Raw genomic sequence first — 21,373 nt, 5'->3', positions numbered from 1 at the left:
ACCCTACCGAGGAGGTTTCGAATGACAATTCAGGCACATCTCGTTGAATTGGAACGGAAGCACAAACTTCTGGAAAACGAATTGCACGAAGCTCTCGTGCACCTTTCAACAGACGACCTGCAAATTGTTGAGTTGAAGCGCCGGAAGTTGATGGTCAAGGACCAGATCGAGCGTCTGAAGCACGGCGACACGCTCCACTAGTAACCCCCGTAACAGCGTAGAGTTGATCGTACCCTTTCACGCAGGGATGGGAGCCTTTGCGCTCATCCCTGCTGCAAGGTGTGCACCGCGCAGAGATGTTTGCGCGGCGCTCAAGTCTTGTCTTGGGCTCTAGATGTCTGCGAGCTCGGCGACGTGATCGGCGATCGCGAGCGATGACGTCAATCCCGGCGATTCGATGCCGAACAGGTTGACCAGTCCGGCAACGCCGTGATCGCGCGGGCCCTGCATCAGGAAGTCCTGAGTGGCCACCGCGGGCGGAACGATCTTGGGCCGGATACCCGAATAGCTCGGCATCAACGCGCCGTCAGGCAGCGTCGGCCAGTATTTGCGGATGGCCGGATAGAAGCGCTCGGCACGTGACGGGTCGACTTCGTAGTCGATCGTCTCGATCCACTCGACGTCAGGACCGAAGCGCGCCTGGCCCGCCATGTCCAGCGTCAGATGCACCCCTAACCCGCCCGGTTCGGGCACCGGGTAGATCAGACGCGAGAACGGCGCCTTGGCATTGCAGCTGAAGTAATTTCCCTTGGCGAGGTAGGCCGGCGGAATGCGGTCCAGCGGCATGCCGTCGATGTTGCGCGCGACCGTCGTTGCCGAGAGCCCCGCGGCGTTGACGAGAAGGTCGCATTGCAAGGTCATGGGCGCCTCGCCGCCGGCCTCGATCTCGATGACACCGCCAGCCGCCTTGGCGCGGATCAGCGGGGTGTGAAATGCGAAGGCCGCGCCGGCGTCCTCGGCTTCGCCGCGCAGCGAGAGCATGTAGGCGTGGCTGTCGATGATGCCCGTCGACGGCGACAGCAGCGCGGCGTCGCAGGCGAGCGCCGGCTCCAGCGCGTGTGCTGCCTCGCCCGAGAGCAGCTGCATGTCGAGCACGCCATTGGCCTCGGCATGCGCCTTGATCGATTGCAGCTTCTCGGTCTCTTTCGGATTGGTCGCGACGATCAGCTTGCCGCAATTCTTGTGCGGGATGCCGCGCTCGCCGCAGTAGCGATAGAGCGCGTGCTTGCCGTCGACGCACATGCGCGCCATCCAGCTCCCGGCGCGGTAGTAGATGCCGGCATGGATCACCTCGCTGTTGCGCGAAGAGGTAATGGTGCCGATCGCCTCGGCCGCCTCGAGCACGATCACCTCGCGCCCGCTCTGTGCCAGCTTTCGGGCCACCGCGAGCCCGACCACGCCCGCGCCGATGACGACGCAATCGACCTTATCCATGGTTGTACAGGGTGTCCGCTGGAAGCCTTGGTGGCATCGGGCCCGGAAAGGACGCTGCGGGGCCGGTTTCCGTTAAGGAAGAATTTATCATGTCAGGGCAATTGCCGTATTTCACGTCACATTTTTCTGTTGCGCGTACAGGCGTTTACCCGATCCAAACCCGCGAAGCCAGACAATCCGACGTTGAAATCGCGGGTGGCTGATGGCTGAGAAGAACTGGCACGAGGGCAGCACGCTTCCGATTGCTGTGCAGGCCGTTGTGTGCCTGGCCGGCACGGTTGCGCCCGCGCGCGCCTTTGCGCTGTCGGACGGCTTTGCCGCGCCGAGCTATCTCGGCCAGCTCGACCCCAATTTGGTCTGGGAAGTGCTGATCGGGGGCGTCGTCATCTGCGCCTTCCTCGCTGCCATCGCGCTGTGGATCCATTCCTCGCTGCGCCGGACCCGGCGTTTGCAGCTGCGCCGCAACGCCTTCGTCTCCTCCGCCATGAACAATCTCAATCAGGGCGTGGTGATGACGGATGCGCAGCGGCGCATCATCTTCTGCAACGACCGCTATCTCGAGATCTACGGCCTGACGCGCGCGGACGTCTGGGCCAACATGAACGGCTATGAGCTCCTCGAGCTCAGGCGCAAGCGCGGGGTGCTCGGCGTCTCCGACGACGAGTTTTACGACAAGGCGGCCAGCACCAACGGCCTGATCACGGAGCTGCCGGACGGCCGGGCCATCCTGGTGAAATACTTCGTGCTGCCGAACGGCGGCTCGGTGGCGACGCATCTCGACGTCAGCGAGCAGCGCCGGCTGTCGCGACAGCTCGCTTCGACCAAGCAGTTCCTGGAAACGGTGCTGGACAATGTCCCGGCCTGCGTGGCCGCCAAGAACATCGAGGACGGCCGCTATATCTTCGCCAACAGCGCCTATGAGCGGTTCTGGGGGTTCTCGCGCGATCATGTCGTCGGCAAGAACGCGCGCGAGCTGTTCGTATCCGCCTCGGCCGACAGCATCGAGGCGACCGATCGGGCGGCGCTCGATTCGCCGGACGGCCAGTTCCGCAACGAATTCGAGGTCGACCGTGGCGGCGAGCGGCGCATGGTCGCCTCGATCCGGATCGTGGTCCGCAACGAGAGCAACAAGCCCGAATTCCTGATGCTGGTGTTCGAGGATGTGACCGACCGCCGCTCGCTGTCGAAGGAGCTGGAGAGCGCCAAGAAGTTCCTCGAGCTGGTGGTGGACAACATTCCGGTGGCGCTGATCGTCGAGCAGGTCAAGGACGGCCGCTATCTGCTCGCCAATCGCAGCGCGGAGACGATCCTCAACCGCCGCCGCGAGGAAGCCACGGGACTGACCGCGTCCGACATCTTCAATCCCAAGGAAGCCAAGCTGATCATCGCGCGCGACGAGGCCGCGATCAAGAAACGCGGGATGATCACCGAGGAGCACCCGATCTCCACCAAGGACGGCCTGCGGCTGTTCCTGACCCGCCGCGCCACCGTGCTCGGCGAGACCGGCGAGCCGCAATATCTGATCAAGACCCACGAGGACGTTACCGACCGCCGGCAGACCGAGTCGCGCATGGCGCACATGGCCTATCATGACGGCCTCACCGATTTGCCGAACCGCGCCGCCTTCCTGCAGGCGCTGACCCAGATGATCGAGGCCTGCGAAGGCACGGGTGAGGAGTTCGCCGTCCTCTGCGTCGACCTGGACGGCCTCAAGGAGGTCAACGACGTCTTCGGCCACGCGCTCGGTGACAAGCTGCTGATCGAGGTGGCCCAGCGGCTTCAGGATTCCGCCCGTGGCGGCGTGGTGGCACGTCTGTCCGGTGACGAATTCGGCCTCATCATCGACGGCAAGCAGCCGGACGCGGGCCTTGCCCTGGCGCAGCAGCTCGGCGAGGCCGTCGCGAAGGAATTCCAGATCGACGGCCGGGCCGTCCGCGCCGGCGCCACCACCGGCATGGCCATCTTCCCGCACAACGGCACCGACGGTGCCTCGCTGCTCGCCAATGCCGGTGCGGCACTGTTCCGCGCCAAGCAGAAGTCCCGCGGCACGATCAGCCTCTATCAGCCGGAGATGGACCAGCAGATTCGCGATCGCCGCGTGCTGCACCAGGACCTGTCGATGGCGATCAAGAACGGCGAGCTCTCGCTCGCCTTCCAGCCGCAAGGCGTCGCCGGCCACAGCGTTGCCGAAAGCGAGATCATCGGCTTTGAAGCTTTGGCGCGCTGGCAGCATCCGGTGCGCGGCCAGGTTTCGCCGGCCGAATTCATCCCGATCGCCGAGGAAAGCGGCCTGATCGTCGAGATGGGCGAGTGGATCCTGCGCGAAACCTGCCGCGAGGCGGCGTCCTGGCCGAAACCGCTCCAGGTCGCGGTCAATCTGTCGCCGGCGCAGTTCATGCACGGCGACGTCGTCGGCCTCGTCCATTCGATCCTGCTCGAGACCGGCCTTGCGCCGGGCCGGCTCGAGCTGGAAATCACCGAGGGCGTGCTGATCGAGGATTTCGACCGCGGCCTTGCGCTGCTGCGCCGCCTGAAGGCGCTCGGCGTGCGCATCTCCATGGACGATTTCGGCAGCGGATACTCCTCGCTGAGCTATCTCCAGGCGTTCCCGTTCGACAAGATCAAGATCGACCGCGCCTTCATCATCAATCTCGGCCGCAACCCGCAATCGGCCGCGATCGTCCGCGCGGTGATCGATCTCGGCCACGGCCTCGAAATGTCGATCATCGCCGAGGGCGTCGAGACGGTCGAGCAGCTCGCCTTCCTGGCCAAGGAGGGCTGCGACGGCGTCCAGGGCTACCTGCTCGGCAAGCCGCTGCCGATCGGGAAATATGCCGGTCTCGTCGGCCGCGCCGAGGTCATGGAGCTTGCGCTCAAGACCGGCTAATGATGATGGGGCGCTTTGCTCCTTCTCGACGGCTTCATGGCGGATTACGACCTTGCGATCATCGGCGGCGGCCTGAACGGTGTCAGCCTCGCGCGCGATGCAGCCGGTCGCGGCCTGCGAGTCATCCTTTTGGAGCAGGGCGATCTCGGCGGCGCGGCCTCCTCGGCGACGCCGCGGCTGATCCACGGCGATTTGTCGGTGCTGGAGCGGCGCGGATTCCGGCGGGTGCGCCGGGCGCTGGCCGAGCGCCGGACCTGGCTCCGGATCGCGCCGCATCTGGTTAGGCCGATGCGCTTCGTGATCCCTGCGCATTCCGACGAGCGTCCGCCATGGCTGCTGCGTGCCGGCCTGTATGTTTATGACGGCCTCACGGGCCGGGGCGGCCTGCCGCCATCGGCAACCCTCGACATCACGCATCATCCGGTCGGTAACGCGCTGAAGCGCCCGTTTGGCACGGCGTTCGAATATTCGGACTGCGTCGTCGACGATTCCCGCCTGGTGGTTCTCACAGCGCTGGATGCAGTCGAGCGTGGCGCTGCGATCCGGACCGGTGCGCGCTGCGTGCGTGCCGATCGCACCGACATCTGGCGGCTGGCGGTCGTCGATCGCGGCCATCGCCGCACCATCACATCCCGGGCGCTGGCCAACACCACCGGAGCGTGGACCTCGATGGTCGCGGAGACGGTGCTACGCCAGCCGCAGCCCGCCGTCGCGGCGATGCAAATGAGCCAGATCGTCGTGCCCCGGCTGTTCGATTCAGACAATGTCTACGTCTTCCAGAACAGCGACGAGCGCCTGATCTTCGCATCCCCGTTCGAGCGGGAGTTCACGCTGATCGGCACGGTCACGCACGACTTCACCGGCGATCCCGCGATCGTCGCGATGCGAGGAGCCGACGTCAGCTATCTCTGCGACGCCGCCAGCCGCTATTTCCGCGAGCGTGTCGGCCCGACCGACGTGGTGCGGGCGGTCACCGGCGTCAATTTGACGCCGGTGTCCGCAAGACGCGGAGACGGCACGACCCTGTTCCACGCGCGCCGGCGCAAGGCGCCGCAGCTCACGATGTTCGGCGGCGACGTCACCACCTCGCGCCTGCGCGCAGAACGGGCGGTGACGAAGCTGACGCCGTTCTATCCGATGTCGCGGCCCTGGACGGCCGGCGCGCCGCTGCCGGGCGGCGATTTCGCCTGGGATCGCTTTGATCACGAAATCGACCTCGCGCGCGATCGCTGGCGCTTTCTCTCCGAAGCGCAGGCCCAGCGCCTGGTCGCCGCCTATGGCTCGCGCCTGCCGGCAGTGCTGGGCGAGGCCAAGACCCGCGACGAACTCGGCCCTGCCTTCGGCCCAGAGCTGACCGGCACCGAGGTGCGCTATTTGATGAGCCACGAATGGGCGCGCTTCCCCGAGGACATCCTGTGGCGCCGCTCCAAGCTCGGCCTGACCACGACCGCGGCGGACCGCGATGCGCTGGCGGCGTTTATGGCAGACGTGAACGATCCATCCCGAACCGGTTGAGCTGGGGCCAATCGGCGGTTAGCGTGCGGCGGAATCGGGGTTGGCAGGGAACATGACGGACGAATTGCCCAAAACGCATGTTGCGATCGGTGCGACCGATGGAGACGCTGCCGCCGCGGGCCAGCCGCTGCTGCGCATCGAGGGCGTGGCCAAGACGTTTGGGACGTTCCGCGCCGTCGACGGCGTCTCGCTCGAGATCAAGGCCGGCGAGTTCTTCGCATTGCTTGGGCCGAGCGGTTGCGGCAAGACGACGTTGCTGCGCATGCTCGCCGGCTTCGAGGCGCCCGACGAGGGGCGCATCCTGCTCAGTGGTAGAGACATCGCGCAGGCGCTGCCGCATGAGCGCCCGATCAACATGATGTTCCAGAACTACGCGCTGTTTCCGCATCTGTCGGTGCGTGACAACATCGCGTTTGGGCTCAAGCGCGCGGGCATGGCGCGCGCGGAGATCGCCACGCGCGTCGCGGAGATGGTCGCGCTGGTGAAGCTCGAAGGGCTCGAGAAGCGCAAGCCCGACCAGCTCTCCGGCGGCCAGCGCCAGCGCGTGGCGCTGGCCCGCGCATTGGCGCGGCGGCCGCAGCTCCTGCTGCTCGACGAGCCGCTCGCGGCGCTCGACAAGAAGCTGCGCGAGAGCACGCAAGGCGAGCTGATGGAGCTGCAGCGCCGGCTCGGCATGACTTTCATCATCGTCACCCATGACCAGGAAGAGGCGATGACGATGGCTGATAGAATCGGCGTGATGAAATCAGGCAGGCTCGCTCAGGTCGCGAGCCCCCGCGAGCTGTACGAGGCCCCGCGCTCGCGCTGGATCGCGGAGTTCGTCGGCGACGTCAACCTGTTCGACGGCGAGTCCAAATTGCGCGACGGTCACCGCCTGGTCATCGGTACGCGCGATGCGGGTGCGCTGGTGGTGGCCGAGCCGCGTGAGCCGGTTGGCGCGGGAAGATTGGCCGTCGCGATTCGTCCCGAGAAGGTCAAGCTGTCGCGGCGCGGCCCGGTGAGCGAAGCCGGCCGTGAGAAGGCGATCAACCGTCTCGACGGCGTGATCGCCGATATCTGCTATCTCGGCGGCACCACCACCTACAAGGTCAAGCTCGACACCGGCGGAATGGTGCAGGCATCCGTCGCCAACAGTGCGCGCACCGACGTCGATGCCTACAGCCTGAACCAGCATGTCGTCGCCTGGTTCACGCCCGACGATTGCATGGTGCTGCAATCATGAGCGCCCGCCGCATCTTCGCGAGGCCGGCGCGCTTTGCCGCCATCGCGCCCTATGTCTGGATGGTGCTGTTCTTCCTGGTGCCGTTCGCCTTCGTCCTGAAGATCAGCTTGTCGCAGACCGCGATCGCGCAGCCACCCTACGAGCCGATATTCGACCTGACGGCAGGGTGGAACGCGCTGAAAGCGGCCTTTGCCGCACTGTCGATCGACAATTTCAGGCTGATCGGCTCCGACGACATCTACGTGTTTGCCTATGTACGCAGCCTGACCGTCGCCATCACGGCCACCGCCCTGCTGCTCCTGATCGGCTATCCCATCGCCTATGGCATGGCGCGGCTGCCGAAGCGCTGGCAGGCCGTGGCGATGGTGCTGGTGATCGTGCCGTTCTGGACCTCGTTCCTGATCCGGATCTATGCCTGGATCAACATCCTCCAGCATGACGGCCTGCTCAACCAGATCCTGCTGGCGCTGCATCTGGTCAGCCGGCCCGTGGTGTGGCTCTCCACCGATACTGCGATGTATATCGGCATCGTCTATTCCTATTTGCCGTTCATGATCCTGCCGCTCTACGCCACGCTGGCCAAGATGGAGCCGGTGCTGGAGGAGGCGGCCTCCGATCTCGGCGCTCCGCCCTGGCAGGTGTTCTGGCTTGTCACCTTCCCGCTGTCGCTGCCCGGCGTCGGCGCCGGCGTACTTCTGTGCTTCATCCCTGTTGTCGGCGAGTTCGTGATTCCGGATCTCCTGGCCGGTTCCAATTCGCTGATGATCGGCCAGACCTTGTGGCTCGAATTCTTCACCAACAAGGATTGGCCGGTCGCCTCCGCCGCAGCCATCGTGCTGCTCGTCGTGCTGCTGCTGCCGCTGTTGCTGTACGAGCGGCTTCAGAAGCGGCAGCTGGAGCAGGGAAGGTAGGGCCATGCGCAAGATTGCCCGCCTGTCCCGTTTCAACGTCGCCTCGCTCGCGCTGGGCCTGGCGTTCCTTTACTTGCCGATTCTCATCCTGGTCATCTATTCCTTCAACGCCTCGCGCCTGGTGACGGTGTGGGGCGGCTGGTCGCTGCGCTGGTATCACGAGTTCTTCAACGACCGCGCCATGATCGAGGCGGCCTGGATGAGCCTGCGGGTCGCGGTCTCCTCCGCCACCATCGCTACGTTGCTCGGCACGCTCGCCGCCGTCGCGCTGTCGCGCGGCGAGCGTTTCCGCGGCCGCACGCTGTTCTCCGGCATGCTCTATGCGCCGCTGGTGATGCCGGAAGTGATCACCGGATTGTCGCTGCTGCTGCTGTTCGTCGCCCTGAATGCCGAGCGCGGATTCTGGACCGTGACGATCGCCCATACCACCCTGACGATGTGCTTCGTTGCAGTGGTCGTGCAGTCCCGCCTCGGCTCGCTCGATCGTTCGCTGGAGGAGGCGGCAATGGATCTCGGCTGCGACCCGGTGCGTGCCTTCGTGGCCGTGACGCTGCCGCTGATCGCCCCCGCAATCGTCGCCGGCTGGATGCTGGCCTTCACGCTGTCGCTCGACGATCTCGTGATCGCGAGCTTCACCACGGGCCCGGGCTCGGCGACGCTGCCGATCCGGATCTACTCGGAAGTGCGGTTGGGCGTGAAGCCGGAGATCAACGCGATCTGCACGCTGGTGATCGCCCTGATCGCGGTCGTCATCGTCATCGCCTCGCTCGCCTCGAAACTGTCGAGCTCGCAGGGCGAGAGCGCGGCGCCGTTGTAACCGCCGGCGCGGTGAGCCGCGCGTGCACCGCGTCACGCACCGCTGCACCAAGCTGGCGCAGCGCCAGCGCATTGAGCGGAAACTCCAACAGGATATGGATCAGGCTCAGCGCCAACAGGAAGGTGAAGCCGAACGCGTAGTCGTAGAAATAGAGCGCGGTGGCAGCTGCGCTGACGGCGGCCATCGCCGCCAGCCGGGCCTTCGGCACTGCAGTCCAGCGGATTACGTCGGCTTTGATGAACCAGTTGAGGTAATGATAGGTGTAGACGAAGGCGAGCAGGCTGGTCAGCCTGGTGTCGAGCACGAGGCCCGGCACGCCGAACAGCCGCCCCAGGGCCGGGCCGACATTGCCGAAATAATCCTGCCCGACCCGGGCAAAGCTCGCGATCCGGATTTCGGCGGCCGGCGGCAGCAGCAGGATCGTGGCGACGGCGACGATGTAGGCCACCACCAGTGCGGCCTGCACCCGGCTTCCGGACCGGTAAGCGCCAAGCACCATGAAGATCAGTGTGAACAGCGAAACGTGGATCAGGGTCGGAATCAGGATGCCGATGACCGCGAGCGAGGATCCGCTCGAATACATGATCGCCGACAAGGCGATCGCGACCATGAACAGCAGCATGCTCTCGATTGCGGAGACGGTGGCCGCCAACATCGCGCAGACGACCAGCGCGCCCCACATCGCAAAGCCGAACCACGAGGCATTGTCGATCAGCGCCGCGACCACGGCCACGACGGCGAGGGCCGCCGCGATCCCGCGATGGGGCAGATAGTAGCTGCGATCATGCAGCCACGAGATCTCGGTGAAGTAGTGCGCCGGACCGAGCACGACATAGGCCAGCAGCAACAATTCGAACGGCACCAGATAGGCCGCGGCGAGCGCCAGCAGCATCAGGCCGAGATGGATCGCGTCGTTGCTGCGCATGATGCCGGACCCCGCTCGAGACCCGGACGTTAGAGCAGGCGTGGACAATCTTCAATTGTCCACGCTGTCGCTCAAGCGCGCTGCTTGCCGCGCCGCGATGCCTCCTGTCGCGTCAGGACTTCACCGCACCTGCCGTAAGCCCGCCCACCATGTAGCGGCGGAAGGCGTAGTAGACCGCGGCCGGCGGCAGCGCATAAATGAAGCCGGTGGTCATCAGCAGCTCCCATGGCGAGTCGTCGGCGGCGAGGAAGTTGCCGAGCGCGACGGGGAGGGTGAGCTCGCGGTCATTGGAAAGCAGCAGGAACGCGTAGAGATATTCGTTCCAGGCCAGCAGCACCGCATAGGTGCCGATCGCGACCAGAGAGGGCATCATCAGCGGCAGGTAGACCAGGCGGAAGATCTGCAGCGTCGTTGCACCATCCATCACGGCGGCTTCATCGAGCTCGACCGGCAGCTTGTCGGAGGCCTGCTTGAGCACCCAGATCGCGTAAGGCGAGGCGATCGTCACCATAGCCAGGATCAGCGACCAGTGATTGTTGAGCAAGCCGTAATTGCCCATGGTCCGGTACATCGGCACGGCGAGGAACGCTGCAGGGATGAAGTAGGTGAACAGCGCGAGGTTGAGCACCATGCGCCCGCCCGGCACCTTCAGTCGCGAGATCGAGAACGCAGCTGCCGTCGCGATGAACAGCGTCAGCACGCCGACGGATGCCGCGATTACCAACGAATTCCAGAACTGCACGTAGAAGTCGCGCAGGAAGTAGTGCTGCTGCTTGAACACGATCTCGAAATTATGCAGCGTCGGATGGTCCGGCCACAGCTTGCCCGAGAACGCGTCCTCCTTCGGGGAGATCGCGAACAGGAACATGTGATAGATCGGGATCATCGTCCACAGGAAGACGGGAATGCCGATCAGCAGGAGCCGTGCTTCGGTCGCGACTTCGCGCCAAGTAAACTGTCTTACGCCGGGGAGCTTCATCGCGACAACCGTTTCATCATGAAGTACACCAGCGGCAGGACGAACGGCATCGCGCAGACAATGGATGCCATTGCCAGCGAGAGCTGGTCGAGCCGGAGATAGCGGATGCCGAGCGTCGACAGCACGTGCGTGAGGTCGGCCGGGCCACCGCCGGTGAGCAGATAGACGCTGTTGAAATCGCCGAGCGTCCAGATCATCGAAAGCAGCGTGCAGGTGACGTAGAGCGTCTGCATCGACGGCCAGGTGATGTAGCGGAATTTCTGCCACCAGCTCGCGCCGTCGACCTCGGCGGCCTCGAACAGATCGTGCGAGATCGCGAGGCGGCCGGTGATCAGGATCAGCGTCCAGAACGGCAGCGACTTCCAGATGTGCACGGCGATCGCCATGCTGAGCGCCACGGTGGGGTCGTTCAGCCAGTTCGGGCCGTCATCGCCGGTGAAGGAGAAGATCAGGTGGTTGATCACGCCCCATTCGGGATTGAGCATGAAACGCACCGACAGGATGGTCGGGATCGACGGCACCGCCCAGGGCAGGATGAAGATCACCGAGAGCCATTTGATCCAGGGGCGTTGCACGGCGAAGAAGCCGGACAGGAAGAGCGCGATCAGCATCTTGATGTTGATGCCGATGACCAGGAAAATCAGCGTGTTGATCGCGGCGCGCGCGAAGATCGGGTCGTTGTATAGCGCGACATAGTTCTCCGGAGCGCGCGCCAGCCAGAGCCCGTAGCAGACGGGATAGACCACGAAGGCAAGGAAAACGAGCAGATAGGGCGCGAGCAGCACGATGCCCCAGACCTGCGCCGGGGTCAGCCGCGACGACAGGGGCGGGCCGGGGAGTGCCTGATCGCCAGAGAGCGTGATCGCCATTCTTTTTGGACTCTTCAAAGAGAAGCCGGCCGCGAAACGCGGCCGGTGTAGTTCTAACACCTCTCCCCGCGTGGCGGGGAGAGGGGCGGATGAATTAACCCGCGACCTGCTTGATGCGGGCGATCAGCTCGTCGACGGCCTTGTCGACCGGAACCTTCTCGCTGACGACGCGGTTCATCGCCTTCGCCCACACGTTCTCGTTGTTGAGGATCGTGAACTTCCAGTTCTTGGTGAAGTCGAACGCCGCGGTGCCGCCCTTGAACTGCGCGTAGACGGCCTTGCGGTGCTTGTCAGCCTGCCAGAACGGGCTTTCCTGGCTTTCCTTCGTCACCGGGAACCAGCGGCCGAGCGCGCCCTCAATGTAGGGACGGACGTTCTCTTCCTGGAGCAGGAAGCTGATGAACTGCTTGGCCTCGGCCTTGTTCTTGGCCGCGGTGAAGATCAGTCCGGTCTTGACGTCGGAGCGGTACTTGATGGTCGAACCATCCGGGGCCTTCGGGAAGGACGACGTGATGATGTCCTGCTCATAGGCCTTCTTGCCGGCTTCGCGCTGCTCGGGCGTGAGAGCCTGGTTCTGCGAGTCTTCGTACCACTTCGCCGCGATCGAGATCGTGAAGTTGTGGGTCATCACGATGGTCTTGTTGTGGAAGGCGACGTTGTTGTCGGGATCCTTCCAGGTCGTGGAGGACGGCGGCGTGCAACCCTTGATGTAGGTGTCGGTGTAGTCCTTCATCGCCTTGATCAGGTTCTCGCGAACCTTGGGATCGTCGACCGTGAGCTTGCCGTCATCGTCGACCAGCTTGACGTGGTAGGCGTCCATGAAGGTGTAGAACGACTGGAAGGCGTCGGTGGATTCCACGCCCATCGGCTGGCCGACCGCGTAAATGCGCTGACCGGTCGCCTTGCGGATCGCCGGCTGCACCTTGTCGCACCAGAACGTCCAGTAGCCGGTCCAGTCGTTCGGGATGTCGGCCTGCTTGAAGCCGGCCTTCTCCAGCATGTCGTTCCAGATCTGGACGTGCATGCTCTGCTGCTTCAGCGGGAAGCCGTAATAGGCCTTCTTCTTGGCGACGTCGTTGTAGAGGATCGACGCATCGAGCGTGTTCTGGACGAAACGGCCCTTGATCGGCTCCATGACGTCGGAGAGATCCTCGAGCTTGCCCTCGTAGGCCCACTTCCCCTGCGCCTGCACGTCATACGAATCGGAATAGGCGACATCGGGCACGGTGCCGGCATCGAGCGCGGCGACCGTCTTCGGAATCATGTCCTGAATCGCGTATTGCGACAATTCGACCTTGATGCCGGTCTTGGCCTCGAATTTCTTGATCGTCTCGAGCAGCGCGTCGTCTTCGGAGCGATAGAAGCCCTTGCCCCACCAGACCGTGATCGTCTTCTGCTGCGCAAAAGCGGGTGCAGCGGCTGCAAACAGCCCGGCCGCAGCGACCGCCAATGATACTGCGCCAATAACCTTGGATTTCACGTTTTTCTCCCTCAAACGGCCGGTGTTTTTAACCGGTCGAAAAAACACTAGCGCAGGATGGTAGCGCAATCAACGCAGCATGTTGTCAGACCTAGGTCGCAGGTGTCGCTCTGCGGCGATGCTTAACGCGCGCATCGATCCAATCGCTGCATCAATTCGCGGCAATCAATTCGCGATGTCCGAGGAACTCCGGCTCGGCGGGAGCGGTCTCACCTCTCCCCAGCGTGCCGTCAGCGTCTCCGCTTCGGAGGCGACGATGTCGTGTTCGAGCTTGCCTCACCCGATCGGGACCGCGGTTTGCCATGCCCGCCGGTCTGTGCCGGGGAGCGCCAGGCCTCGAGGAGCATCTTCAGAAACTGGCTGGCATGAGGAGATAGTGTCGCCCCGCGCCTGCGCACGATGCCGATCGTCCGCGACACTTCCGGTTCGACCAGGCGAATGGTGTGAATGATCGGATGGCCGGCGGCGGGCGTCGCCAGCTTCGGCAGCACGGCGATGCCGAGGCCCGCTTCGACCAGGCCCAGAGAGCCGGAGAGGTGGGCGACCTCATAGGACCAGTTCAACTGGAGGCCGTGTCGCGCCAGCGCATTGTCGATCAGCGCGCGATTGCCGCTGTTGCGACCGACGGTGATGACCCGGTGCGACACGATCTCCGGCCAGCTCACCTGCTTGCGCGATGCCAGCGGATGGTCGTGGCGGCAGGCCAGGACGAAAGGATCCTCGACAAGCTTCTCGAATTCGATCTCGGCGTGCGAGGCCCCAATGAAGTTGATGCCGAAATCGACCTCTCCGCGCGCGACCGCTTCCAATCCCTCGTTGGCACCAATGTCCAGAATGCGGATGCGAATGCGCGGATAAGCCTCAGCAAACCGTCCGATCGCACGCGGCAGGAAGTAGAACACCGCCGTCGGCACCGCAGCCACGGAGACCAGGCCCGAGCTTCGCGCACCGATATCCTGGATGGCGAGCACCGAGGTCTCGAACTCGTCGATGAGGCGGCGCACCTTCGGCAGGAAGTCGCGGCCTGTCATGGTGAGATTGACGTGGCGCGTCGACCGCTCGAGCAGTGGGGCCCCGAGGCTTTCCTCCAGCTTCTGAATGCGCCGGCTGAGCGCGGGTTGAGACAGGTTCAGCGCCTTGGCGGTCCGGACGAAGCTGCCGGTCTCGGCAACGGTGATGAACGCCTTGAGGTCGAGCAATTCTGCGTTCACGGCTCGCTCCGTTATTTCGATAATCGAAATAATACCTCAGATATTTGCATTTCACAAAAGAGTTCGGAAGGCGGATGCTCTGTTCAGGCCAACATGTCGCCGAACGGACGAGCCCATGAACGATCAGATTGCCATTCCCTGTGTGGTCATGCGCGGGGGGACCTCGCGCGGACCGTTCTTCCTGGCCCGTGATCTGCCGGCCGACCCAAGGTCACGCGACGCGGTGCTGTTGTCGGTGATGGGAGGCGGGCACGATCTCGGCATCGATGGCATCGGCGGCGGCAATGCCGTCATCAACAAGGTCGCGATCGTCGGACCGGCCACGGTGCCCGGCGCCGATGTCGATTACCTGTTTGCCCAGGTGCGTGTTCGCGAAGGGATCGTCGATACCTCGCCGAACTGCGGCAACATGCTGGCGGCGGTGGGGCCGTTCGCAATCGAAGCCGGGCTGGTCGCTGCGAGCTGCGATCGGACCAATATCCGGATCCACAATGTCAACACCGGCAAGCTGATCGACGCCACCGTCGCCACGCCGGGAGGGCGGGTGACTTACGAGGGCGAAGCGCGAATCGACGGCGTGCCGGGAACGGCCGCACCGATCGAACTGTCCTTCCCCAACGCGGCCGGCGCTCGGACCGGTCGCCTGCTGCCGACGGGACGTGCGGTCGATCGCATCGATGGGATCGACGTCACCTGCATCGACGCGGCGATGCCGGTCATGCTGGTCCACGCGGCGGACCTGGGCTGCAGCGGCCGCGAGGCTCCTGCAGATTTCACCGACAGCGGCTTCCGCGCGCGTCTAGAGCACTTGCGCATCGAAGCTGGTCGCCTGATGGGTTTTCCAAATGCGGCGACAATGGTGATTCCGAAGCCGGTTCTGATTGCGCCTGCGGGCGCAGCGGCGCTGAACACCCGATACTTCATGCCGCACGACTGCCACAGCGCATTGGCGGTGACCGGCGCCGTCGCGATCGCGACGGCCTGCCTCACGCCTGGGACGATCGCTGCAAGGATGGTCGGCCCACTGGCGCCGCCGGTGCCGATCACGCTCGCCCATCCCTCCGGTCAGCTCGTGGTTCGGCTGGAGCCCGGCCCGGTCGCCCGCGTGCAGCGGACCGCCCGGCGCATCTTCGAGGGCCACGTCTTTGCCCGTCGATCGCACATTCCGCAGGCGGTGCTGGCGGCCTGAAGCCGGATCGCTCTTGAACTCTGCAAAAATGACACCCCAGGGAGAAACGAGAATGCAGATGCACGCGCCGGCCAGGTCCGCGAATGGTGAGCGACGCAAGCCGTTCTACCGGATTCTCTACGTTCAGGTGCTGATCGGGCTCATCCTGGGCGTCGCCACGGGTCATTTCTGGCCCGAGTTCGGTGCCGCGCTGAAGCCGTTCGGAGACGGCTTCGTCATGCTCGTCAAGATGATGATCGCGCCGATCGTGTTCTGTACCATCGTGAGCGGCATCAACAGCATCAACGATTCCCGCGAAGTCGGCCGCACCCTGGTGAAATCCATGGCGCTGTTCTACCTGCTGACCGTGCTCGCGCTTCTGGCGGGGCTGGTCGCCGTCTCGTTGATCCAGCCCGGCGCCGGCATGCATGTTTCGGTCAGCACGCTGGACCCGTCAGTCGCTGCGAAATTCAGCAAGCAGGCAGCCACGACCGGATTTGCGGACTTCATGCTGCACATCATCCCGCATTCGTTCTTTGGAGCGTTTGCCGACGGCGAGGTGCTGCCTGTCCTGCTGATCTCGATCCTGATCGCCTTCGGCTTGAGCCGCGCCGGCGATGGCGGTGCGGCGGTGACAAAGGCCGTCGCCTCGTTCTCGCACGTGCTGTTTGTGTCGTTCGGTTTCATCATGAAGCTCGCGCCGCTCGGCGCCTTCGGCGCCATGGCGTTCACGGTGGGCCGTTACGGCGTCCGTTCGATCGGCTCGCTCGGACTGCTGATCCTGACATTCTATATCGCCTGCTCCGTCTTCGTGGTCGTCGTGCTTGGTACGCTGGCACGGCTGAACGGCTTCAGCCTGTGGAAGACCATCCGCTACTTCAGGGAAGAATTGCTGATCGTGCTCGGCACGTCGTCGTCGGAGCCCGCGCTGCCCGGCGCACTGCGCAAGCTGGAGCAGCTCGGATGCCGGAAGGGCGTGTCGGGGCTCGTGCTGCCGATGGGCTACTCATTCAATCTCGACGGCAGCGCCATCTATCTGACCCTGGCTTCCATCTTCATTGCACAGGCTTGCGATATTCATTTGTCATGGGGACAGATCGCGGCGATGCTCGGGCTGATGTTGCTGACGTCCAAGGGAGCGGCCGGCGTCACCGGCAGCGGCTTCGTCGCGCTGGTTGCAACCCTCTCCGTCATGCCGGATCTGCCCGTGACCGGCGTCGCGCTGTTGGTCGGCATCGATCGCTTCATGTCGGAGGCGCGAGCGCTGACGAGCATGATCAGCAACTGTGTCGCAGCCATCACCGTTTCGCTATGGGAGGATGCCTGTGACCGCGAGGTGTTGGCCCGTGAATTGGAAGGGGGCGGCACTGTCGCGCCCGCGGTCAGGACGACGATCGAGGAAGTGGCGCCGGTGCTGGGTGACGCGAGCTGGATCACGACGACGCAATCAGCTGCCTGACGAGGTCCTGGATGAGATTGGTCCCGGCTTGGTTTGGCAAGTCGGGACCATGGCGTTCGCTATCGCCGCTGAAAGGCGACCCGGCCACGCTAGTTGGACTTGGCGTTCTCTTTGGCGTTCTCCGCCGTCGGCGATTCCGCCGGTGCGGGACGCTTGCCCGTGCCGGTGATGCGCTCGATCGCGGAGCGCACGGCGTCGCCTGCCTTGCGGTCCTTCAGCATGTCGAGCAGGGGGGCGGAGGCCGGCGAGCGGCGGATCAGGCTTTCCGGATCGGGGAAGATCAGCGGATCGTCCCAGGGCCCCTGCACCACGAACGGCAATTCGAAGCCCGAGGCGCTGTTGAGGCTTGCGATGCCTTTCATGTCGTATTCGCGCGTCGGCACCGAGGCCGTGCCGGTCATGGTGATCTTGGCCGCAGGTCCTTCGACCCGGATGTCCTCGGCGGTGGCGACCCCGTCGGCGAATTTCACCGCGATGGTGAGATTGTTGTAGGGGGTCGAACCGTTGCGGAAATTGCCGCCGCCCGACAGCGGCCGTCGCTCCAGGCGCTTCAGGAGCTGCTCGGCGTTGAAGCCCGCGATCGCGCCGTCGTGCCCGGTGACGGTGGCGCTGCCGTCGAGCGATTGCACGAGACCGAACGGGCTCGAGCCCGAGGCGAACAGCGAGACGTTGATGTTGCCGCGGCCGGACAGCTTGTTGAGGCCGAACAATTCAGTGGCGCAGGCCTGGAGGTCGACGTCGGTGAACTGGAATTGCGCCTTGATGTCGGCGATCGTATCGGAGCGCGCGATGCCGAACGAGCCTTTGGCGATTCCGCCATAAACCTGCGCCTCGCCGACCGACAGCGCCAGCGTGCCGTTGCGCAAATTGGCGCCGATCGCGGTGCGGCCGAGCTTGGTCGGCCCGACCGTCAGCTTGGCCGCCGACAGGCGCATGTCGAGGTCGGTGGTGGACAATCCGTTGAGGTCGAACAGCTGCCTGTTCCAGTCGCGAGCCCCGCTCGCGAGCAGGCGGAAGGTCGAGATATAAGGCGTGAAGTCGAGTGCGTCGGCGGCGAGCGTCGCCTGCAGCGTCTGCCGGCCGTTATTGGCGTAGGTCATGACGCCCTCGGCGGCGTTGCCGTCGAGCTCGACATTGACGTTGGTGAGCGCGATCGAGGCGCCGACGACGTTGGCACGTGCCTTCAGCGCGAAGCGGCCGAAGCCGCCGCTGGCGGGCTGCGGCTGCCCGGTCCAGCGCAGCGCGTTGCGCAAGGAGGGGCTGTCGATCGTCAGCGTCCCCTCCATCATCGGGCTGGTGCGGTTGGCGACGCTGCCGTCGAAGGCGAGCTTGAGCGGCGCGCTGGCGATCCGTGCCTTCAGCCCCGAGCGCTCGCCGGAGAGGGCCGCGACGAAATCGGAAAAGCTGATCGTGCCGTCGACGCGCTCGCCGCGCCAGTCGAACTGTCCGGTCGCGGCGAAGGAGCGCGAGATCGAGGGCCAGGCCAGCGACAGGTCGATGTCCTCGAGCTTCTCGGTGGCGTGGGTGGCGGCGTCCTCGTAATCGAGCACGCCGTCCTGGATCCGGATTTCGGAGAACGAGACCTGGTTCTCGGCCCCGGGCTTCATGGTGCGCGCGATGGTCTGGATGAAGGGAGTCCAGTTGCTCTCGCCGTCCGGCTGCAGGCTGACATGGATGCGCGGCCGCAGCAGCGCCAGGTCGGCGATCTCGAACCGTTGCAGCAGGAGCGGCAGCAGCCGCAGATTGGCGGTGAGCACGTCGATATGGAGCGCGGAATCGCCGGTGCCGCCGCCCTTGAGGCCGACGTCGTGGAACGAGATGTAGCTCGCCGGCAGTACCGAGATATCGATGCTGCCTGCGACACTCAGCTCGAGCCCGGTGACGTCGCGGATCTGCGCTTCGACCGCCTTGCGCAGCGCGTCGCGGTTGATGAGCCAGGAGGTCGCGATCAGGGCGATCAGCGCAACGCCGAGCAGCGCCGCGATCGGCGTCCCGAGGCGCTTCATTCCTTGGGCCATGGTCAATGGCGTGTCCTGATCGGGTTGGTCGTTGGAGCCGGAAGGGCGGGCCGGGAAACCTGCGTGCCCACACCCGAGCCCTGTTATGTTAAGTGCCGCAACTTGATGGGTTTTCTTGTCGCTTTCAAGGCCACGGACGGGTCTGCCCACCGCGTGGGCAGCTTCTATCACCCGAACGTCGCGTGGAGAACCCCGTATCATTGACGGCTTTGGAGGATTTCGCCTAATAATCGCCGCCAATAGGGCGCGACGCCTCCAAGCCGCAGGTTCAGTCGAAGGTTTTTTGCATGAACAAGGTCTATCCCGACGCTAAGTCGGCTCTGTCAGGCATCTTGAAAGACAACATGATGATCATGTCGGGAGGCTTCGGCCTCTGCGGCATCGCCGAGGAGCTGTCGGACGCGATCCGCGAGTCCGGCGTCAAGGGGCTGACGGTGGTCTCCAACAATGCCGGCGTCGACGGCATCGGGCTCAGCCGCCTGCTCGAAACCCGCCAGATCAAGAAGATGATCTCGTCCTATGTCGGCGAGAACAAGCTGTTTGCCCAGCAATTCCTCGCCGGCGAGCTGGAACTCGAATTCAATCCGCAAGGTACGCTGGCCGAGCGCATCCGCGCCGGCGGCGCCGGCATCCCGGCCTTCTACACCAAGACCGGCGTCGGCACGCTGATCGCCGAAGGCAAGGAAGTGAAGGAGTTCGACGGCGAGAAGTACCTGATGGAGCGCGGCCTGTTCGCCGACCTCGCCATCGTGCATGCCTGGAAGGGCGACACCGCCGGCAATCTCATCTACCGCAAGACCGCGCGCAACTTTAACCCGATGATGGCGACCGCCGCCAGGATCACGGTGGCCGAGGTCGAGCATCTGGTTCCGGCCGGTGAACTCAACCCTGATCACATCCATACGCCCGGCATCTTCGTGAAGCGCATCGTCGAGGTCGGCACGGCCAAGAAGCGCATCGAATTCCGCAACACCCGCCCGCGCACGGCAGCTTGAGATCAGGAGAGCGATATGGCCTGGACCCGTGAACAGATGGCCGCGCGTGCCGCCAAGGAACTGCGCGACGGCTACTACGTCAATCTCGGCATCGGCATCCCGACGCTGGTCTCGAACTTCATCCCCGAGGGCGTCGACGTCAGCCTGCAGAGCGAGAACGGCATGCTCGGCATGGGCCCGTTCCCCTATGAGGACGAGGTGGACGCCGACCTCATCAACGCCGGCAAGCAGACCGTGAGCGAACTGCCCTCGACCTCGTATTTCTCGAGCGCGGATTCCTTCGGCATGATCCGCGGCGGCCACATGGATTTGTCGATCCTCGGCGCCATGCAGGTGGCCCAGAACGGTGATCTCGCCAACTGGATGATCCCCGGCAAGATGGTCAAGGGCATGGGCGGCGCGATGGATCTCGTCGCCGGCGTCAAGCGCGTCGTCGTGGTGATGGAGCATTCGGCCAAGGACGGCTCGAAGCTCCTGAAGAAGTGCAACCTGCCGCTGACCGGCGAGCGCGTGGTCGACATGGTCGTCACGGATCTTGCCGTCTTCACCATCGACAAGCACGGCGACGGCGGCATGGCCCTGATCGAGCTCGCCGACGGCGTGACGCTCGACGAGGTCAAGGCCAAGACCGAAGCCGAATTCCGCGTCGCGCTGAAGAACACCTGAGGTTTTCGAGAGTGGGGCGCGCATGACGATACGGTCAGCGCGTCCCGAAGACGCCGAATTCATCGCACGGACCATCCAGTCATCGCAGCGCGGCTATCGCTCGCGCGGCTGGTTCGACGTCGCGCTCGGCTGGCCCGACGCGCAATGCCGCGACTTCATCGCGCGCATCGCGGTCGCGCAGTCCGTGTCGATGTGGCACGTCTCGCAATTCCTGATCGCCGAGGTCGAGGGCAGGCCTGCAGCAGCGCTCGCTGCATTCCCGGCGGCAGGCACGGGGCCTGCGGCTTGGCGCGCGATCGAGGAAGTCGCGGCCGCGATCGGGCTCGTCGCGCCGGAACTGGAATCTCTCCGCCAACGCGCCGTCTATACGCGCGCCTGCTGGGTCCAGGGCGGCGAGGGCGATTGGATGATCGAATACGTCGCGACCGATCCCGCCTATCGCGGCCGCGGTCTGGTCCAGGCGCTGATCGCGCATGCGCTCGAGAAGGGCTGCGCCGCCGGATTCCGACGGGCGACGATATCTTTCCTGATCGGCAACGAGGCGGCCGAAAAGGCCTATGCGAAAGCGGGTTTTGTCCTTGCCGAGGAAAAGCGCGATCCCGCGTTCGAGGCGATCATCGGCGCGCCCGGCTTTCGCATGTTTGCGCGGACGATTCCGTTAGCCCCGTCATCCTGAGGTGCGAGTGGCGCGATGCAAGGCATCGCACCGGGAGCCTCGAAGGATGAACGGCCGCGATGCAGCCGGGCCTTCGCCCTTCGAGGCTTGACCTGCGGCGAGCCGCAGATCAAGCACCTCAGGGTGACGGTGATGAAGTTG

18 protein-coding genes are annotated in these 21,373 nt (G+C 64.6%); 11 read left to right on the top strand and 7 right to left on the bottom strand.

Annotated elements, in window-relative coordinates:
- Positions 1-21 precede the first annotated feature (21 nt).
- The gene (locus tag Q0743_RS11050; protein WP_061880823.1) at positions 22-201 is read left to right on the top strand and encodes a DUF465 domain-containing protein; all 180 of its coding nucleotides are present in this window, start codon (positions 22-24) and stop codon (positions 199-201) included.
- A gap of 129 nt (positions 202-330) precedes the next feature.
- Here the strand turns inward: Q0743_RS11050 and Q0743_RS11045 are convergent, their stop codons facing one another.
- Positions 331-1,434, bottom strand: coding sequence for an NAD(P)/FAD-dependent oxidoreductase (locus Q0743_RS11045; RefSeq protein ID WP_298241561.1), 1,104 nt, complete (start codon positions 1,432-1,434; stop codon positions 331-333).
- Between the two features lie 202 nt (positions 1,435-1,636).
- On the opposite strand from Q0743_RS11045, the gene Q0743_RS11040 reads away from it, so the two are divergent.
- The 5 genes from Q0743_RS11040 to Q0743_RS11020 are packed head-to-tail and all read left to right on the top strand — an operon-like array spanning position 1,637 to position 8,786.
- A complete protein-coding gene (locus Q0743_RS11040; protein ID WP_298241560.1) occupies positions 1,637-4,321 on the top strand; it encodes an EAL domain-containing protein in 2,685 nt (894 codons plus the stop codon).
- A gap of 36 nt (positions 4,322-4,357) precedes the next feature.
- Positions 4,358-5,836: a glycerol-3-phosphate dehydrogenase gene (locus Q0743_RS11035; RefSeq protein WP_298241723.1), complete on the top strand. Its 1,479-nt coding sequence runs from the start codon at positions 4,358-4,360 to the stop codon at positions 5,834-5,836.
- Positions 5,837-5,888: 52 nt separating this feature from the next.
- Positions 5,889-7,058, top strand: coding sequence for an ABC transporter ATP-binding protein (locus Q0743_RS11030; RefSeq protein ID WP_298241559.1), 1,170 nt, complete (start codon positions 5,889-5,891; stop codon positions 7,056-7,058).
- Complete coding sequence (locus Q0743_RS11025; RefSeq protein WP_298241558.1) at positions 7,055-7,969, top strand: ABC transporter permease; 915 nt, start codon at positions 7,055-7,057, stop codon at positions 7,967-7,969. Before Q0743_RS11030 ends, Q0743_RS11025 begins: the two co-directional genes overlap by 4 nt.
- A gap of 4 nt (positions 7,970-7,973) precedes the next feature.
- Positions 7,974-8,786, top strand: coding sequence for an ABC transporter permease (locus Q0743_RS11020; RefSeq protein ID WP_298241557.1), 813 nt, complete (start codon positions 7,974-7,976; stop codon positions 8,784-8,786).
- On the opposite strand, the gene Q0743_RS11015 is transcribed toward Q0743_RS11020, so the two are convergent.
- The 5 genes from Q0743_RS11015 to Q0743_RS10995 all read right to left on the bottom strand — a co-directional run bounded on the left by Q0743_RS11015 (position 8,725) and on the right by Q0743_RS10995 (position 14,250).
- Positions 8,725-9,711 carry a hypothetical protein gene (locus Q0743_RS11015; RefSeq protein ID WP_298241556.1) on the bottom strand — a complete coding sequence of 329 codons (987 nt, stop codon included), beginning with the start codon at positions 9,709-9,711 and terminating at the stop codon, positions 8,725-8,727. The genes Q0743_RS11020 and Q0743_RS11015 overlap by 62 nt on opposite strands.
- Positions 9,712-9,823: 112 nt before the next feature.
- On the bottom strand, positions 9,824-10,690 hold the full coding sequence (locus Q0743_RS11010) for a carbohydrate ABC transporter permease (RefSeq protein WP_298241555.1): 867 nt from the start codon (positions 10,688-10,690) through the stop codon (positions 9,824-9,826).
- A complete protein-coding gene (locus Q0743_RS11005; protein ID WP_298241554.1) occupies positions 10,687-11,559 on the bottom strand; it encodes a carbohydrate ABC transporter permease in 873 nt (290 codons plus the stop codon). Before Q0743_RS11005 ends, Q0743_RS11010 begins: the two co-directional genes overlap by 4 nt.
- A 94-nt stretch (positions 11,560-11,653) precedes the next feature.
- Positions 11,654-13,039 (bottom strand): ABC transporter substrate-binding protein, encoded by a 1,386-nt coding sequence (locus tag Q0743_RS11000; RefSeq protein ID WP_298241553.1) that lies wholly within the window; start codon positions 13,037-13,039, stop codon positions 11,654-11,656.
- A 230-nt stretch (positions 13,040-13,269) separates the two neighbouring features.
- Complete coding sequence (locus Q0743_RS10995; RefSeq protein WP_298241552.1) at positions 13,270-14,250, bottom strand: LysR family transcriptional regulator; 981 nt, start codon at positions 14,248-14,250, stop codon at positions 13,270-13,272.
- A 115-nt stretch (positions 14,251-14,365) separates the two neighbouring features.
- Here Q0743_RS10995 and Q0743_RS10990 point away from each other — a divergent pair, with 115 nt between their 5' ends.
- Both Q0743_RS10990 and dctA read left to right on the top strand, forming a co-directional pair.
- A complete protein-coding gene (locus Q0743_RS10990) occupies positions 14,366-15,439 on the top strand; it encodes a 4-oxalomesaconate tautomerase (RefSeq protein WP_298241551.1) in 1,074 nt (357 codons plus the stop codon).
- A gap of 52 nt (positions 15,440-15,491) precedes the next feature.
- On the top strand, positions 15,492-16,877 hold the full coding sequence (gene dctA / locus Q0743_RS10985; protein WP_298241550.1) for a C4-dicarboxylate transporter DctA: 1,386 nt from the start codon (positions 15,492-15,494) through the stop codon (positions 16,875-16,877).
- An 89-nt stretch (positions 16,878-16,966) separates the two neighbouring features.
- On the opposite strand, the gene Q0743_RS10980 is transcribed toward dctA, so the two are convergent.
- Entirely contained in the window at positions 16,967-18,895 is a 1,929-nt protein-coding gene (locus Q0743_RS10980; protein ID WP_298241722.1) for an AsmA family protein, read from the bottom strand.
- A gap of 287 nt (positions 18,896-19,182) precedes the next feature.
- Between Q0743_RS10980 and Q0743_RS10975 the strand changes: the two genes are divergently transcribed.
- From Q0743_RS10975 to Q0743_RS10965, 3 genes are read left to right on the top strand one after another with little or no spacing between them, the layout of a single operon-like run.
- A complete protein-coding gene (locus tag Q0743_RS10975; RefSeq protein ID WP_298241549.1) occupies positions 19,183-19,890 on the top strand; it encodes a CoA transferase subunit A in 708 nt (235 codons plus the stop codon).
- A 15-nt stretch (positions 19,891-19,905) separates the two neighbouring features.
- Entirely contained in the window at positions 19,906-20,556 is a 651-nt protein-coding gene (locus Q0743_RS10970) for a 3-oxoacid CoA-transferase subunit B (protein ID WP_092216835.1), read from the top strand.
- 22 nt (positions 20,557-20,578) lie between these two features.
- Positions 20,579-21,232, top strand: a complete 654-nt coding sequence (locus Q0743_RS10965; RefSeq protein WP_298241548.1) for a GNAT family N-acetyltransferase — start codon at positions 20,579-20,581, stop codon at positions 21,230-21,232.
- Positions 21,233-21,373 lie beyond the last annotated feature (141 nt).

The organism is uncultured Bradyrhizobium sp., assembly GCF_936943645.1.
Lineage (GTDB): Bacteria > Pseudomonadota > Alphaproteobacteria > Rhizobiales > Xanthobacteraceae > Bradyrhizobium.
The sequence above is the reverse complement of the archived record's forward strand: the minus strand, read 5'-3'. Positions and strand labels throughout refer to the sequence as shown.

Coding starts and splice junctions, on each gene's coding strand:
- Q0743_RS10980 (WP_298241722.1), bottom strand. CDS start 18,895: ATGGCCCAAGGAATGAAGCGCCTCGGGACGCCGATCGCGGCGCTGCTC.
- Q0743_RS10975 (WP_298241549.1), top strand. CDS start 19,183: ATGAACAAGGTCTATCCCGACGCTAAGTCGGCTCTGTCAGGCATCTTG.
- Q0743_RS11050 (WP_061880823.1), top strand. CDS start 22: ATGACAATTCAGGCACATCTCGTTGAATTGGAACGGAAGCACAAACTT.
- Q0743_RS11040 (WP_298241560.1), top strand. CDS start 1,637: ATGGCTGAGAAGAACTGGCACGAGGGCAGCACGCTTCCGATTGCTGTG.
- Q0743_RS11005 (WP_298241554.1), bottom strand. CDS start 11,559: ATGGCGATCACGCTCTCTGGCGATCAGGCACTCCCCGGCCCGCCCCTG.
- Q0743_RS11015 (WP_298241556.1), bottom strand. CDS start 9,711: ATGCGCAGCAACGACGCGATCCATCTCGGCCTGATGCTGCTGGCGCTC.
- Q0743_RS11045 (WP_298241561.1), bottom strand. CDS start 1,434: ATGGATAAGGTCGATTGCGTCGTCATCGGCGCGGGCGTGGTCGGGCTC.
- Q0743_RS11030 (WP_298241559.1), top strand. CDS start 5,889: ATGACGGACGAATTGCCCAAAACGCATGTTGCGATCGGTGCGACCGAT.
- Q0743_RS10965 (WP_298241548.1), top strand. CDS start 20,579: ATGACGATACGGTCAGCGCGTCCCGAAGACGCCGAATTCATCGCACGG.
- Q0743_RS10970 (WP_092216835.1), top strand. CDS start 19,906: ATGGCCTGGACCCGTGAACAGATGGCCGCGCGTGCCGCCAAGGAACTG.
- Q0743_RS11025 (WP_298241558.1), top strand. CDS start 7,055: ATGAGCGCCCGCCGCATCTTCGCGAGGCCGGCGCGCTTTGCCGCCATC.
- Q0743_RS11010 (WP_298241555.1), bottom strand. CDS start 10,690: ATGAAGCTCCCCGGCGTAAGACAGTTTACTTGGCGCGAAGTCGCGACC.
- Q0743_RS11020 (WP_298241557.1), top strand. CDS start 7,974: ATGCGCAAGATTGCCCGCCTGTCCCGTTTCAACGTCGCCTCGCTCGCG.
- Q0743_RS10990 (WP_298241551.1), top strand. CDS start 14,366: ATGAACGATCAGATTGCCATTCCCTGTGTGGTCATGCGCGGGGGGACC.
- Q0743_RS11035 (WP_298241723.1), top strand. CDS start 4,358: ATGGCGGATTACGACCTTGCGATCATCGGCGGCGGCCTGAACGGTGTC.
- dctA (WP_298241550.1), top strand. CDS start 15,492: ATGCAGATGCACGCGCCGGCCAGGTCCGCGAATGGTGAGCGACGCAAG.